Genomic DNA, 12,147 nt, shown 5'->3' with positions numbered 1-12,147 from the left:
ACCTTCCCCGCAGAACGTCCCTGCAAGTCCAGCCAAGACTCCTGTTTCGTGCACAAAGCGGAGCGAGCCTTGCACTGTTTATCCATTCAGTTTTATTGAGGTAAGTGTTTTTTTACCAAGAGACTGATATTCGTTGACATTGCTCTCAGTCATATTAAATGTTGCAATTATCAAATTATTATCTGATAGCATATATAGCTGCATATTCAATATGTCAGCATCGAGCCCCTTCGATGTAAATGTTATAAGCCATGCCTTATTGCCCCCAGCCTCGATCTGTGAAGCTTGAGGTGCTAAGTTTTTCATGGCGATTAAAATATTATCTTTGATTTCATCAATTCCAACTAGTTCCGGTTTTTTTAACTTTGATATGCCAAAAGATACAGAGCCGCTTTCATTGCTGTAAATAACCTGAGGTCTTCTTTTTGATGGATATTTAATTTCAGCTAGCTTTTCAGATAATGGTGTGAATTGCGTTGGTATTTCAACACTTAAGCCTAAAGATTTGATGTTCTCTAATCTCATGTTTGCGTCTAGCGCTGAAGCACTTGCCGAAAACATTAATAATAAGATAAATGCGGCTATATTTTTCCGTAGTTCAATCACGTAGTTAATCCTCAATCTTACCATTACATCTCTGCTTCGGTTTCAATCGTGACTGCTACCGGGGTGGAGGAGTCGCGAGTGCTTTTCCTACGGTATTCGGTAATGAATTTTACTCGGTCGTCCTGGAAAAAGAGCAGGATTGAACCAGAGCGTGGATGGGGAACGTGGTGCTAGAAACTGCTTAACCAGTAGCTCTTTTAAGCCCCGTTGAAACGTTTTTTCGCTCATATCCATGGATATCCCAGACAGTCCGTCGTTAAACCAAGCTAGCTCGATGCTTTCTGCAAAAACCTGACGCATATACGCTACCTATAGCAAGTCCTATTGACTGAGCGGTTGTCGTTGGTGTGTTAAATCCGGCAACCGCTCCTGTCATTATTGCGGATGCAGCACCTCTAAGGGTCGCCGGCTGTCCTGCGCCAGCGTAGGCTCCTACGCAAGCTAACCCAGCTTAACCCAACGCATGTTCAAAGAGTTATCGGCATCACCGACGCCGGGGATAATGCCGTGATCGCGCTGCGGGCGTGCCAGGCGTACGTCAGGGCGATTGCGCACTGAGGATGATGAGCTACGCTTTTGGCTTGGATGCTCAGGACGGCAATTCTCCATTAAAACTGACAGGCACTTATGGACAAGCAGCTGGCAGGGCTCTCTTTTCTTTTGACGCTGGGGTGGGTCGTTGCTGTGGTGGGCGTCATGTGGTTTTTCGGTAGATGAAGAAAACTGTAGGCGGGAACTTGCTCTGTATTCAATGGCTCCCATGAGTACACCCATTTGGATATACAGGCATGAGCATCGGTGCAAGATTGAAATCTGAACGCCTTAGACTTGGATTGTCCCAATCTGCCATTGGTGCGATTGGTGGAGTGGAAGTGAATGCTCAGGGAAGGTACGAGAGTGGGATTCGTTTTCCGCGGGCGGATTACCTCGCGTCGGTCGCGAAATCCGGCGTCGATATCCTGTTCGTGATTACTGGAAAGCGCACAGAGAACGGTAGTGCGGATTCGGCCAAGGCTGCTGAGGCGCTGGATAGCGCGACGGAGTGTCTTGAAAAGGCAAAAGAGCTCATTCACTGATTCATTATTTTATGTATCAACGCCGGCCCTTTGTTTCGCACATTGCCCACGGCAGTATCGACCTTGAACCACTCGAAAACCTCGGCCGGTTCGCCCTGGTGTAGCACCATCTGTTCTGCTCGCTCCTTGGGCGTGGCCGGGTCCAGCCATTCCCTAGCCAGGTCCGGCGTCAGCACCACGGGCCGCCGGTCGTGGATGTCCACCATTCCGCCGGCGCTGTCGGCGGTGATGATCACGAAGCCGTCATGCTCGCCAGGGCCTTCGTCGCTGTCGGGCAGTTGGCCAATGGCGGCGCACAGCACGGGTGCACCGTCCCGCCGGCGGATCAGGTAGGGCTGCTTCTTCGGTCCGCCTTCGTCCACCCACTCAAACCAGTTGTCGATGGGCGTGATTGCCCGGTGCGGCCAGATTGCGCGGAAGAACGGGCCGTGGGCCACCTTCTCGACGCGGGCATTGATCGGCGCGGCGCGGTCCTTGGCCCAGTGCGGGCGCCATCCCCATCGCACCAGGTCGGCGTGCAGCTGGTCACCCTGCAGGTGGAGCAGGGCGACTTGGGTTGTCGGGGCGACGTTGTACCGCTCCAGGGGTAACTCACCCACGGAGTTCGCCAGTGCATTTGGCATGCTCAGCGCTGCAACGAAGTCATGAATGCCGCTGTACTGGGAAAGTCTTCCGCACATGGCCAAGCCCTCAATCTGAAACCTGAGCTTAGACGATGGTTTTCGGGCGGGACATCAGGTCGTTCAGCATCCCGCGCAGCCTCTCCACTTCGCGCACGTTGACTCTTTCTGATGTTGTGAGGGTGTCGATCTGCTTACGCATGACCGCTGCTTCGGCGCCGCGCTGCCTTAGATATCCTGAGAATTCGTCTTTCTTTGCCTGCGCTTCAGCCAGCATCGCGACCAGGCCGAAGATGTCCGCCCTCGCTTTACGCAGTTGGAGGTTCAGTTCCTGGACCTCGTTCTCCAGTAGGCGGGCATGCTGTTTATGCATTTCGAGAGGCGTGGGGATGCCAAGCCACTCGCAGGTGTCTTCATCGATGTTCATGGGGCGTACTTCCGAATGCTGTATGCGCGTACAGTATTCGAGATTTGGACAAGCGAAAGGCCTGAGGCGACGAACTGCAGGTTTACCCGACGATCAGTCGGGCGCCATGAGGACGGCCAGGGTCAGCTTGATGAACTCTTCATTCTCGTCGATGGTGTGCAGGGCGCCGCGGATGTTCTCCGCTACATCGGCTGAGCCGCGCTGCTCAACCCAGTTCGATAGCTCCATGATGGAGGCTTCGAGGGCCAACTGGTTTTCGTACAACTTGGAGAGCAGGGAAGGGAGCAGGTCTGAGTTGGGCATCGGCGTTCCTCTGGTGAAGTGAACAGCTTAGCAGTCGGCGTTCTTTGGGTGGTTTGTGTTCGGTCGGCAGGACGCCGGGGAGGGGTTAATTCCTTTCCGCAAAAAAATGCCGGCCCTTGAATTTGCTGGGCTGTAGAGGGTCATTTTTATCTCTGATGCGGAAAGGAATTGCTTCTATGTCTATGTATTTAAAGGATTAGCTTTCGGACTTAAAATCCCCCGCTCGTAAGGGCGTGCCGGTTCGATTCCGGCTTCGGGCACCATCTAAAACCAAGGGTTTGCGGGCGAAAGCTGATGCAAGCCCTTGTTTGTTTCCGGTCGGCAATTTTTCAACAGGTCCGCAATCCACTTCGTTTGCGAGGCTTCCTTGCCTTCTGCGTTGCAGATGCACCGCCCGGTCATCGCAACAGTACTGCGCTACCTCAACCTCAGTTCTTCGCCCGGCTCAATGGAAATTCGTACCGGCGCTTATCGATAAAGATCGAATAACGTAATCCTCCGTCGCCGCTCGGCTGAAGAATGCTGTGGGTCTTGGATTTATGGAAAGGGTGGCTGTAAAGAGAGGGAAGGTCTGAATAGGCATAGCTTTCAAAATGCAGTTCGTCGCCTACCCAATGCACCTCGTTGTACAGGAAGTGCCAGTTTTTGCTGGAAGCCATGTAGAGGTAGGCACTGCCGTTGGGACCCATGATGACTTCTACCTCCGGCTCACCTTTGTCATTTGCCCACTTGCCAATATATCGCTCCATACCGGAGTGGGCAGGTATCCCGGGATCCGCTACAAAATCACTGGCCTTGAAAGGGGTTTTGCGCGCAGCTTCAGCGGCGGCGTTTGGATAAAGGGCACACAGCGGTGCGACGTTACTGACTTTTACGTAGTTGAAGGTCAGGCTCGTATCCGAAACATCCATGCTCAGCGTCATGGTCTGCGGGTCGAATGCCAGGACCTTCAGGTCGAAGTTGTCTGAAGGTGATTTGAGATGGATGACCTTTCCATCGTCGGACACCTTGAAGTCGCTCACTTCTTTTTCCTGGTGCTTCCCGGGTTCAGCGCAGTTGAATGGATGCAAGGTGGCCTTGGCATCTGCGCTGTATTCGACCACGTTGGCAATTCCGTTGCGCAGAGGAACCATGGCCCAGATGCCAACTACGTTATCTTGAGTCGCCAGCGCGTGCGTCGAAGGCTTGGCGCCATGGTTGGCACACCCGGTCATCATCAAGGTGGCCAGGGAAATTGTCAGAACGTTGATCCGCATCGGGCTTATCCATAAGAGTGTTCGCATTGATCCATCTGTCGCGGTTGGCGACCTTCTGGCAGGCAAGCATCATAAGGGATCGTTACGCTACGGTGCAGACCCAGAGGTGATTCTGCCGATAGGGCGCGCGGGTGAAGTGAACATCTGAAACCAGATGCATGCCTCGCTCTTGCAGGGCTTCGGTCAGTTGTACGAGTGTCTCTGCCTGGATAGTCATTGCTGTTACCTCGTCAGATTTACTGCGTTCATAATTCTTGACCGGCCGGGCAACTGGCTAATTCAAATTTTCTACAACGTTGATTGACGTGTGGTTGCTTCAGTTCTTTTGCTCCCGATCCCAGGATAAGCGCGACCTGAAAATACGCGGGCAGTGGTGCTCACGCACTCGAGGTGACCTACAGTGAAACATCGCGCCGGTATGACATGAGGAGATCCTATGTCCACTTTCAAGCTGACTTCGCGCATCTTCAGTACGCCCCGTCACACAACGCATTATCTGGAGTCGGGACCTGCCGATGGGGCATTGATGATGTTCCTGCATGGTTGGCCCGAACTCGGTTTGATCTGGCGTGCACAGATGGAAGCGTTCTCTGCCCAAGGCTGGCACTGTGTCGCACCCGATATGCGCGGCTATGGCGGCTCTTCGGCGCCGGCCGCGATCAATGCGTACACGATTGAAAACATCGTGGCAGACATGACAGAGCTGCATGACCATCTCGGTGGAACGCCCGCCATCTGGGTGGGCCACGATTGGGGCAGCGTCGTGGCCGGTGAACTGGTCGCCCATGAACCTTGGCGCAGCCGCGGCGTTGTGCTGGTTTCGGTTCCGTACTTTCCTTCCACGAACGCGCTGGCGACGCTCATACCGCTGGTTGACCGAGGGATTTACCCGACCGACCAGTATCCAGACGGCCAATGGGACTATTACCGCTACTACAACACGCATTTTGCGTCCGCCGTGGCTGATCTTGACGCGGACAAAGCAGCATCGCTGGCGTCGATTTATCGAAGAGGCGACCCTGCAAGCATCGCCAGGGTCGCCTCCAATGCAGAAGTGACCCGCAAAGGCGGGCGGTTTGGCGAAGCGCACCGGGCTCCCCCGACCCCACCAGACTCGGCGCTCTGGCCCGAGACGGACTTCGCGGTACTGGTGCGCACGTTCGAGGAGCATGGTTTCCGCACGCCCTGCGCGTGGTATCTGAACGACGACGCCAACATCGAATACGCCCATCGCGCACCCGATGGCGGCCGCCTGTCCATGCCCGTCCTGTTTGTGAACGGTGATTACGACCCGATGAATACCATCAACGGCAATCAGTTGGGCGATCCAATGCGCGCGGCCTGCGCAGACCTCACAGTGACGAGCCTGCCTGGCGGGCATTGGCTGCCGGTGGAGTGCAAGACCGAACTCGTTGCGGCCATAAGTCGCTGGCTGATGCTCGCGAAATTCGTGCCCCATCAGTAAGCCCGGATCACACCTTGGGATGGGTGAGTCGGGTACCGGCACGCGTGCCGATAGTCTGCGTCGTGGCTTGTGATCAACTGCGTTTTGGCTTCTTTCTTGACCGGGTTTGCCGTGATGAGATCTCGATCCACGTCGGCGCATGATCACTGGCATGCTCTTCACCCCGTACCCATGCATCTACGCCGACGTTTTTCAGGTACGGCGCGAGTACCGGGTTGAGCAGCAGATGGTCGATGCGCAGCCCGGAATTCTTCTGCCAATGCTGACGGAAATAATCCCAAAACGTGTACACCCGCTCTTCCGGGTACAGGTGCCTCAGCGAGTCGATCCAGCCCTGGGAAAGCAGCCTTTGAAAGCACTCACGGCTTTCTGGCTGGAGGAGGGCATCCTTGAGCCATGAGCGGGTGTTGTAGATGTCCAGGTCGGTGGGCACCACGTTGTAGTCACCGGCCAGGACCACCGGATGTTCGCTGGCCTGCAGTGTTGCAGCGTGGGAGATCAGGTGCTCGAACCACGCGAGCTTGTAATCAAATTTTGGCCCGGGTTGAGGGTTGCCGTTGGGCAGGTACAGGCATCCGACAATCACGCCATGGACAGCCGCTTCCAGGTATCGAGACTGCGAGTCGTCCTTGGCTCCCGGCAGGCCCTTATGGATCAAAAGAGGTTCGGAATCCCGCGCGAGAATTGCCACTCCGTTCCAGGATGCCTGGCCATGGTGCAATGAGCCATAGCCCGCCGCCTCAAGTTCTCCAGCGGGGAACGCGTTGTCTTGCGCCTTCAGTTCCTGCAGGCAGACGATGTCCGGGCGCTCCTTTTCCAGCCACTGCAGAAGGTTGGGCAGTCGCGTCTTTATGCCGTTGACATTGAATGTCGCGATCTTGAGGTTCTGCATGGCGTCGGTCCTTCAATGTGCCGGGTGCGCCGGGTGTTCGGCCACCGTGGGGGTAGGGGGCCTACCCTTGCTCATTTGGCGATGTCCCCTATACCGGTTTAGTCGCAAAGCCTCTTTTCGACTACAGCAAGCCTGCTTGTGCTCACTGACATTACGACCGGAACCTGTTTTTGAAACGACCATTGGTGTCATTTTCCGGTTGTGCCCCCGACTGGTTCAACGCTCACTGATCCAGCAGAAGCACTTCGCGGCAGACCGAGAGGGGGCAGGTTGTTCAGGCGGGCTATCGGAACGTATGATCGCAGCGAGCGCCCTTTTCCGGGCGCTGAGACTCACCCTTTGAAGGACATGAGCATGGAAAAGCACTTCGGTAATTCAGGCCTGTTCAAGGCTGCTTCGTATCACTGCATCACGCTCCTGGGCAGCGGCATTGCTCGCTGGGAGCTGAAAAATATTGCGTTGAATACGAAGGAGTTTTTGATATGTCCAAAGAACTACTCGGAGTTTCTGCTCTAGGGTTGATGGTGGTGGGGGAGTTTTGTGCAATCTACAGCGAGGTGGTAACCGCCAGGCTTGCCCAGACAGGGCATGGTTCATGGGAGGCGTTCGTCCTTCCCGTTGTGCTGATGTGTTTTGCCGGGCTTTGCCTGTTGGGTGCGTATTGGCTGGGGTACGTGGCGGTCGGTGATATCTGGGTCGTCACCGTGGTCTCAGTCACCTCCCTGTTGCTGCTTGAGCCCGTGGTGGTCTGGGCGCTGTTCCATGAAGCACCAGGGCGTGGCGCACTGATCGGGTTTGTCCTCGGCGCCTTGGGCATGCTTGCTACTGTATTGCTTTGACTCCGCCCTCTGGCCCGGCAATCAAACGCCGGGCCAGCTCGCCTCGAATGGTCACAGCTTCATCTTGAAGCCTGTGTGGGTTGGCAAGAACCCCAGGGACTCATAAAACCTATGAGCATCTGGCCGCGTACGATCACAGGTAAGCTGGATCAGTTGGCAGTGGCGCTGACGTGCTTGCTCAAACGACCATTCGAAGAATTGCCGGCCCAATCCGCTCCCACGCATTCGCTCGTGCACGCGGACGGCTTCGATTTGAGCTCGCCATGCGCCCCGATGAGAAATATTCGGAATGAAAGAAAGTTGGAGAGTACCGACCACCTCTTCATCAGCCACAGCGACGGCAAGAAACTGGTTCGGGTCTGCGTCGATGGCCTCAAACGCTCGTGTGTAGGAACTCTGAAGCGGAAGACTGCTATCTTCTCGAACAGCCCCCAGGGAGTCATTTGCCAGCAGCAAAACAATGAAAGGCAAGTCTTCGATACTGGCGCGTCGTATGGTCAGATTCGTCACAACGGTTTCCTGAGGTGCGGTGGTATAGAAGAACCCAGCCGATGGGGGCATTCGCATCCAAACATAACATTCATCCACGGAGCAACGAGCCCATGTCAAATACCGCTGGCATGTTCATCCGTCAGTTCTTTCACGGCACCCGGGCCGACCTGGAGCCCGGCGATCTGATCCGCGTCGGCTACCCGTCCAACTTTACAGAAGGTAAAGCACTGTCCTGGGTTTACTTTGCGGGCACGCTGGATGCCGCCATCTGGGGGGCTGAGCTGGCGCTCGGCAGTGGGCGGGAACGGATTTATGTTGTGGAGCCAACGGGGGCAATCATGGATGACCCCAACGTGACGGATAAGAAGTTTCCCGGCAATCCCACGCTTTCCTATCGCTCCACTGACCCTTTGCGCGTCGTGGCGGAGGTCACGAAATGGCACGGGCATCCGCCTGAACGGTTGCAGCAGATGAAGGACAACCTCGCGCGCTTGAAGGCCGAGGGGCGCGATGTGATCATCGACTGATATCATCGGGAACAAGCCGGCGTCACCCGATCGCCAAGTGGCTTTCCTTAACTGTTCCAGCAGGTGCTCCCATGCAGAATTCCCCTCCTGAAGGCCTACCTACCTATCGGATCCTGACAGGCAAGGACGATGCCTCCTTCTGTCACCGGGTCTCTGAAGCGCTTGCGCTGGGTTACCAGCTTTACGGCTCGCCAGCGGCAACCTTCAATGGCGAGTACGTGGTGGTGGCACAGGCTGTGGTTTGGAACGCCGATAACAACACTACTGTCAGGAACTGACGCGGGCTTGAATTAAGGTGAGTTCTCTCACTCCTGTCAGGTCAAATGATGAAATTCTCGTCTGTTCGTCTCGTTACCAACCACTTTGAACGGCTCGTTCAGTTCTATCACAACCTTTCGACTGTCGAGCCAAGGCACCTGGCTGACGGGTTCGCTGAAATTCACCTCGACGGCGTCGTCCTGGCCATAGCCGATGAGCGCCTGGTCCGCCTTCACAACGATGGACTGGCAGTCGCCGCCAGCAACCGTTCGGCGATCCTGGAGTTTCAAGTGGACGATGTGGAGGCCGTCCTGCTGCGTATCGGTCGGGCTGATGTGGTGATGCCGGTGACGGTCATGCCATGGGGCAACACTTCGGTATTGCTGCGTGATCCGGATGGAAGCCTGGTCAACGTCTTTTCGAGACCTCGCCGCTGAATCGGTCCGTCGCTGTAGCAAGGTTCGGTAGGGTCGATAACGGGTTAAAGTAATCAGCTTAAGCGCCGATCAATTAACATCGATACCGGAATTGGATATTTGACATGATCACGAACGTCAGCAGTCTCGCTTCAGTACCCGCCAACCCAAGTCCGGCCAGCGTCAGCGATAGCTCCAAGACCGAAGACTCTGGAACCTTGAGTCTCAACCCGGACACGGGTGCCAAAAGTGCGCCCGCTGCAGGTGGCGGCCAGGCGGCATCCACGTCGCAGGAGTCCGACACCGTCAAGGCGCTGAAAAAGCAGATTGCGGAGTTGCAAAAGCAGCTTCAAGAGCAGCAGCAAAACATGCAAAAGGCCCAGGCCAGCAATCAAAGCGCAGACGCCAAAGCGGCCGCCGTGGCTGCCGCCCAGGCGCAGATTGCCGCAACGGCAGCTGCATTGCAGTCTGCGTCCTCGGCGTTGTTGCAGGCACTGACTTCCGACGGTGGAAGCGGTACCGGTTCCATCGTCAGTACCACCGCCTGAGAGGCAGATTTGGTTTTCCACAAGAAGCATTCGTGTACCCACGGGCCATTCTGTTCGACCTGGATAACACGCTGACGCACCGAGCCTTGATTAGCCTCACCTTGCACACCAAACGTCAACGGAACTGCGTTTATGAAATACAGCTGGATTGCACTTGTCTTACTGCTTTGTGCCTGCACGAGCGGCCCCACCCGGGAACAACTGGCAGAACAACGCTTATGGGAATACCAGTTGCTCACTCACCTCAATCACTTCAAGTCGTACCCCGAAGAAGCTCGCCTGCAAGGATTGAGCGGCCTGGTCAGGGTTGAATTCGTGGTCGACGCCAAAGGCAACCTGATACGCCACAAAGTCATCAGCCATACAGGTTCGGATCTGTTCGTCAGCGCCGTGGAGAGATTCGTTCCGGCGGCGTCGCCAGTGCCTGCGCCTCCACCCTCAATGCTGCTCAAAGGCGAGATTCAAGTGGTGGCCCCGTTTGTATTCTGCCTGGAGGGCGTGGCCTGCGCCGGCTCACCGCCACGCCGGCTGTAGCTGACCTGCGGATAAATTCCGGGCAAAGAAAAGCCCGCGATGGGGAGCGCGGGCTTAAAGGTTTTCACCAGGAGCTGAGATGACCATAGGCGCCCGACTGTGAAAGGGTTGTGAAAGGGCGCCAGCGCTGCACTCAACTCAGTAGGCGCCCGCGGCCGCCTTTGCGCCGCTGACGATGGCGATCCCGGAGCTGCTGCCCAGGCGCGTAGCACCGGCTTCGATCATCGCCTGGGCCGTCGCCAGGTCGCGCACGCCGCCCGACGCTTTCACGCCTATCTGCGCCCCCACCACGCCGCGCATCAGGCGCACATCCGCCAATGTCGCGCCGCCATGGCCGAAACCGGTGGAGGTCTTGACGAACGCCACGTTCAGCTCGCGGCACAGGCTGCAGGCATGGGTTTTCTGCTGGTCATCGAGCAGGCCGGTCTCGAGGATGACTTTCAGCGGCACCGCGCCGCAGGCCGCCAGCACCTGGGCAATATCGTCGCGTACCTGGTCCAGCAGGCCATCCTTCAGCCAGCCGATGTTCAGCACCATGTCGATCTCGCCTGCACCGGCCTCGATCGCAAGCTTTGCCTCATAAGCCTTGGCTGCACTCAAGCCCGCACCCAGGGGGAACCCGACGACGGCACAGACCAACGGCGCGGCGTCGCGCAGGCATTCGGCGGCCAGCGGCACGTTGGCGCTGTTGACGCACACGGACTTGAAGCCATGCTCGCGGGCCTCGGCGCACAGTTGGCGAATGCTCGCCTGGGAAGCATCGGCGGCCAGCAGGGTGTGGTCGATATAGGCCGCGAGCGGCAACGGATCAGTCGGCATGGCAAGTGTCCTGTAAGGATGAGGTGCTGGGAAAAGGCGGTTTGTGTTAAGTTGGATGCATTAAATGTGAAATAAATAACATTGTAAATGGAATTTGTGACTGCCCTGATCAAGGGCTCGCATTCAACGAGGGTTGGAACGCAGTGGATTCAAAGAAAAGCGAAAGATTTCGGGCCATGCACAAGGCCTTGCAGGGCGAGTCGGCGATTCACTTGCGTGACATGGCCGCATTGCTGGGCGTATCGGAAATGACCCTGCGCCGCGACCTGGCAGACAGCCCCCAGGGCCTGCGCCTGTTGGGCGGGCACGTAACCCGCAGCGGGCCGCCGGAGCCCGATTACCAGGTCGCCGAACAGGACCAGCGCCACGTCGCCGAGAAGCGTCAGATCGGCGTGCTGGCCGCCAGCCTGGTGCGCCCCGGCGACACGGTGTTTATCGATTGCGGCACCACCACGCCGTTCATTATCGAGGCGTTGCCGGATGACCTGGAGTTCACCGCGCTGTGCAATTCCCTCAACGTATTGCTCAAGCTCCAGCAAAAGCCCCACTGCACCATCATCCTCTGCGGTGGCACTTTTCACCGGCGCAACATGGTCTTCGAGAGCCATGCCGAGGCGGGCATCCTGGATGGCATCCGTGTGGCGTGGGCGTTCATTTCCGCGGCCGGCGTCAGCGCCGCCCACGGTGTGACCTGCTACAACCTCAACGAAGTGGAGGTCAAGCGCCGGGTCATGGCGCGGGCGCAGACCTGCGTGCTGGTGGCCGACCACAGCAAGTTCGACGAAGTACGTGCGGCACACTTCGCCGAGCTGTCGGACTTCCAGCGGGTGATCAGCGACCCCGGGCTCGAGGCGGCACAGCAGCAGGTGATCAGGGACAGCGGGGCGATCCTGCTGATCTGACTCAAACAGCATTGTGATTTTTATTTCATTTGTTCGGAATTTAACAAATTGGCCTTGACACTCTCGGGAGCAAGGCATAGTTTTTCAAATGTGATCGCGGTTCACATTTGTGAGCACGGCCTCCCTGAAGGCCGTGCCCGAATCCTGACAACAATAAAAATAGGACT

19 protein-coding genes and 1 pseudogene are annotated in these 12,147 nt (G+C 56.7%); 11 read left to right on the top strand and 9 right to left on the bottom strand.

Annotated elements, in window-relative coordinates:
* Positions 1 to 78: 78 nt before the first annotated feature.
* On the bottom strand, positions 79 to 606 hold the full coding sequence (locus tag HYE77_RS30875; protein ID WP_177023111.1) for a hypothetical protein: 528 nt from the start codon (positions 604 to 606) through the stop codon (positions 79 to 81).
* A gap of 447 nt (positions 607 to 1,053) precedes the next feature.
* Here HYE77_RS30875 and HYE77_RS32770 point away from each other — a divergent pair.
* Positions 1,054 to 1,164, top strand: a pseudogene (locus tag HYE77_RS32770) (lysis protein); the annotation flags it as partial.
* A gap of 230 nt (positions 1,165 to 1,394) precedes the next feature.
* Positions 1,395 to 1,682 (top strand): helix-turn-helix domain-containing protein, encoded by a 288-nt coding sequence (locus HYE77_RS30870; RefSeq protein WP_008431807.1) that lies wholly within the window; start codon positions 1,395 to 1,397, stop codon positions 1,680 to 1,682.
* Here the strand turns inward: HYE77_RS30870 and HYE77_RS30865 are convergent.
* The 5 genes from HYE77_RS30865 to HYE77_RS32765 all read right to left on the bottom strand — a co-directional run bounded on the left by HYE77_RS30865 (position 1,676) and on the right by HYE77_RS32765 (position 4,505).
* Positions 1,676 to 2,362 (bottom strand): SOS response-associated peptidase, encoded by a 687-nt coding sequence (locus HYE77_RS30865; RefSeq protein WP_177028271.1) that lies wholly within the window; start codon positions 2,360 to 2,362, stop codon positions 1,676 to 1,678. The genes HYE77_RS30870 and HYE77_RS30865 overlap by 7 nt on opposite strands.
* A 28-nt stretch (positions 2,363 to 2,390) precedes the next feature.
* Positions 2,391 to 2,729 carry a hypothetical protein gene (locus tag HYE77_RS30860; protein ID WP_177028272.1) on the bottom strand — a complete coding sequence of 113 codons (339 nt, stop codon included), beginning with the start codon at positions 2,727 to 2,729 and terminating at the stop codon, positions 2,391 to 2,393.
* Between the two features lie 93 nt (positions 2,730 to 2,822).
* Complete coding sequence (locus HYE77_RS30855; RefSeq protein WP_134326553.1) at positions 2,823 to 3,032, bottom strand: hypothetical protein; 210 nt, start codon at positions 3,030 to 3,032, stop codon at positions 2,823 to 2,825.
* Between the two features lie 428 nt (positions 3,033 to 3,460).
* Positions 3,461 to 4,288, bottom strand: coding sequence for a hypothetical protein (locus tag HYE77_RS30850; protein WP_134326554.1), 828 nt, complete (start codon positions 4,286 to 4,288; stop codon positions 3,461 to 3,463).
* A gap of 82 nt (positions 4,289 to 4,370) precedes the next feature.
* Positions 4,371 to 4,505 (bottom strand): hypothetical protein, encoded by a 135-nt coding sequence (locus HYE77_RS32765; RefSeq protein WP_023658805.1) that lies wholly within the window; start codon positions 4,503 to 4,505, stop codon positions 4,371 to 4,373.
* 219 nt (positions 4,506 to 4,724) lie between these two features.
* Between HYE77_RS32765 and HYE77_RS30845 the strand changes: the two genes are divergently transcribed.
* Complete coding sequence (locus tag HYE77_RS30845) at positions 4,725 to 5,753, top strand: alpha/beta fold hydrolase (RefSeq protein ID WP_177070365.1); 1,029 nt, start codon at positions 4,725 to 4,727, stop codon at positions 5,751 to 5,753.
* A 73-nt stretch (positions 5,754 to 5,826) separates the two neighbouring features.
* On the opposite strand, the gene xth is transcribed toward HYE77_RS30845, so the two are convergent.
* The gene (gene xth / locus HYE77_RS30840; RefSeq protein ID WP_102368989.1) at positions 5,827 to 6,645 is read right to left on the bottom strand and encodes an exodeoxyribonuclease III; all 819 of its coding nucleotides are present in this window, start codon (positions 6,643 to 6,645) and stop codon (positions 5,827 to 5,829) included.
* Positions 6,646 to 6,999: 354 nt separating this feature from the next.
* Here xth and HYE77_RS30835 point away from each other — a divergent pair, with 354 nt between their 5' ends.
* Together HYE77_RS30835 and HYE77_RS30830 are read left to right on the top strand one after the other, a co-directional pair.
* A complete protein-coding gene (locus tag HYE77_RS30835; RefSeq protein ID WP_023658806.1) occupies positions 7,000 to 7,161 on the top strand; it encodes a hypothetical protein in 162 nt (53 codons plus the stop codon).
* Between the two features lie 5 nt (positions 7,162 to 7,166).
* A complete protein-coding gene (locus tag HYE77_RS30830) occupies positions 7,167 to 7,484 on the top strand; it encodes a hypothetical protein (protein WP_032899360.1) in 318 nt (105 codons plus the stop codon).
* 51 nt (positions 7,485 to 7,535) lie between these two features.
* On the opposite strand, the gene HYE77_RS30825 is transcribed toward HYE77_RS30830, so the two are convergent.
* Positions 7,536 to 7,994: a GNAT family N-acetyltransferase gene (locus HYE77_RS30825; RefSeq protein ID WP_102606039.1), complete on the bottom strand. Its 459-nt coding sequence runs from the start codon at positions 7,992 to 7,994 to the stop codon at positions 7,536 to 7,538.
* Positions 7,995 to 8,086: 92 nt separating this feature from the next.
* Between HYE77_RS30825 and arr the strand changes: the two genes are divergently transcribed.
* From arr to HYE77_RS30800, 5 genes are all read left to right on the top strand, one after another.
* Complete coding sequence (gene arr, locus HYE77_RS30820) at positions 8,087 to 8,503, top strand: NAD(+)--rifampin ADP-ribosyltransferase (RefSeq protein WP_023658807.1); 417 nt, start codon at positions 8,087 to 8,089, stop codon at positions 8,501 to 8,503.
* A gap of 71 nt (positions 8,504 to 8,574) precedes the next feature.
* A complete protein-coding gene (locus HYE77_RS30815; RefSeq protein ID WP_008435062.1) occupies positions 8,575 to 8,781 on the top strand; it encodes a DUF1737 domain-containing protein in 207 nt (68 codons plus the stop codon).
* Between the two features lie 48 nt (positions 8,782 to 8,829).
* Positions 8,830 to 9,198, top strand: a complete 369-nt coding sequence (locus HYE77_RS30810) for a VOC family protein (RefSeq protein ID WP_102370267.1) — start codon at positions 8,830 to 8,832, stop codon at positions 9,196 to 9,198.
* A gap of 104 nt (positions 9,199 to 9,302) precedes the next feature.
* Entirely contained in the window at positions 9,303 to 9,725 is a 423-nt protein-coding gene (locus tag HYE77_RS30805; RefSeq protein ID WP_003207738.1) for a hypothetical protein, read from the top strand.
* A 132-nt stretch (positions 9,726 to 9,857) separates the two neighbouring features.
* A complete protein-coding gene (locus HYE77_RS30800) occupies positions 9,858 to 10,259 on the top strand; it encodes a TonB family protein (protein WP_177070363.1) in 402 nt (133 codons plus the stop codon).
* A 138-nt stretch (positions 10,260 to 10,397) separates the two neighbouring features.
* Here the strand turns inward: HYE77_RS30800 and deoC are convergent, their stop codons facing one another.
* Entirely contained in the window at positions 10,398 to 11,078 is a 681-nt protein-coding gene (deoC, locus tag HYE77_RS30795; RefSeq protein ID WP_003207741.1) for a deoxyribose-phosphate aldolase, read from the bottom strand.
* Positions 11,079 to 11,221: 143 nt separating this feature from the next.
* On the opposite strand from deoC, the gene deoR reads away from it, so the two are divergent.
* The gene (gene deoR / locus HYE77_RS30790) at positions 11,222 to 11,980 is read left to right on the top strand and encodes a DNA-binding transcriptional repressor DeoR (RefSeq protein ID WP_008435058.1); all 759 of its coding nucleotides are present in this window, start codon (positions 11,222 to 11,224) and stop codon (positions 11,978 to 11,980) included.
* The last annotated feature ends 167 nt before the right edge of the window (positions 11,981 to 12,147 follow it).

Origin of the sequence: Pseudomonas sp. IPO3774 (genome assembly GCF_013386835.1) — a bacterium.
Taxonomy (GTDB): Bacteria; Pseudomonadota; Gammaproteobacteria; order Pseudomonadales; family Pseudomonadaceae; genus Aquipseudomonas.
Note: the sequence above shows the minus strand (reverse complement) of the source record. Positions and strands in the feature narration are given on the sequence as shown.

Bases quoted from the DNA above. Each gene is read 5' to 3' on its own strand.
- HYE77_RS30870 (WP_008431807.1), top strand. From the start codon at position 1,395: ATGAGCATCGGTGCAAGATTGAAATCTGAACGCCTTAGACTTGGATTG.
- HYE77_RS30865 (WP_177028271.1), bottom strand. From the start codon at position 2,362: ATGTGCGGAAGACTTTCCCAGTACAGCGGCATTCATGACTTCGTTGCA.
- HYE77_RS30860 (WP_177028272.1), bottom strand. From the start codon at position 2,729: ATGAACATCGATGAAGACACCTGCGAGTGGCTTGGCATCCCCACGCCT.
- HYE77_RS30855 (WP_134326553.1), bottom strand. From the start codon at position 3,032: ATGCCCAACTCAGACCTGCTCCCTTCCCTGCTCTCCAAGTTGTACGAA.
- HYE77_RS30850 (WP_134326554.1), bottom strand. From the start codon at position 4,288: ATGCGGATCAACGTTCTGACAATTTCCCTGGCCACCTTGATGATGACC.
- HYE77_RS32765 (WP_023658805.1), bottom strand. From the start codon at position 4,505: ATGACTATCCAGGCAGAGACACTCGTACAACTGACCGAAGCCCTGCAA.
- HYE77_RS30845 (WP_177070365.1), top strand. From the start codon at position 4,725: ATGTCCACTTTCAAGCTGACTTCGCGCATCTTCAGTACGCCCCGTCAC.
- xth (WP_102368989.1), bottom strand. From the start codon at position 6,645: ATGCAGAACCTCAAGATCGCGACATTCAATGTCAACGGCATAAAGACG.
- HYE77_RS30835 (WP_023658806.1), top strand. From the start codon at position 7,000: ATGGAAAAGCACTTCGGTAATTCAGGCCTGTTCAAGGCTGCTTCGTAT.
- HYE77_RS30830 (WP_032899360.1), top strand. From the start codon at position 7,167: ATGGTGGTGGGGGAGTTTTGTGCAATCTACAGCGAGGTGGTAACCGCC.
- arr (WP_023658807.1), top strand. From the start codon at position 8,087: ATGTCAAATACCGCTGGCATGTTCATCCGTCAGTTCTTTCACGGCACC.
- HYE77_RS30815 (WP_008435062.1), top strand. From the start codon at position 8,575: ATGCAGAATTCCCCTCCTGAAGGCCTACCTACCTATCGGATCCTGACA.
- HYE77_RS30810 (WP_102370267.1), top strand. From the start codon at position 8,830: ATGAAATTCTCGTCTGTTCGTCTCGTTACCAACCACTTTGAACGGCTC.
- HYE77_RS30805 (WP_003207738.1), top strand. From the start codon at position 9,303: ATGATCACGAACGTCAGCAGTCTCGCTTCAGTACCCGCCAACCCAAGT.
- HYE77_RS30800 (WP_177070363.1), top strand. From the start codon at position 9,858: ATGAAATACAGCTGGATTGCACTTGTCTTACTGCTTTGTGCCTGCACG.
- deoC (WP_003207741.1), bottom strand. From the start codon at position 11,078: ATGCCGACTGATCCGTTGCCGCTCGCGGCCTATATCGACCACACCCTG.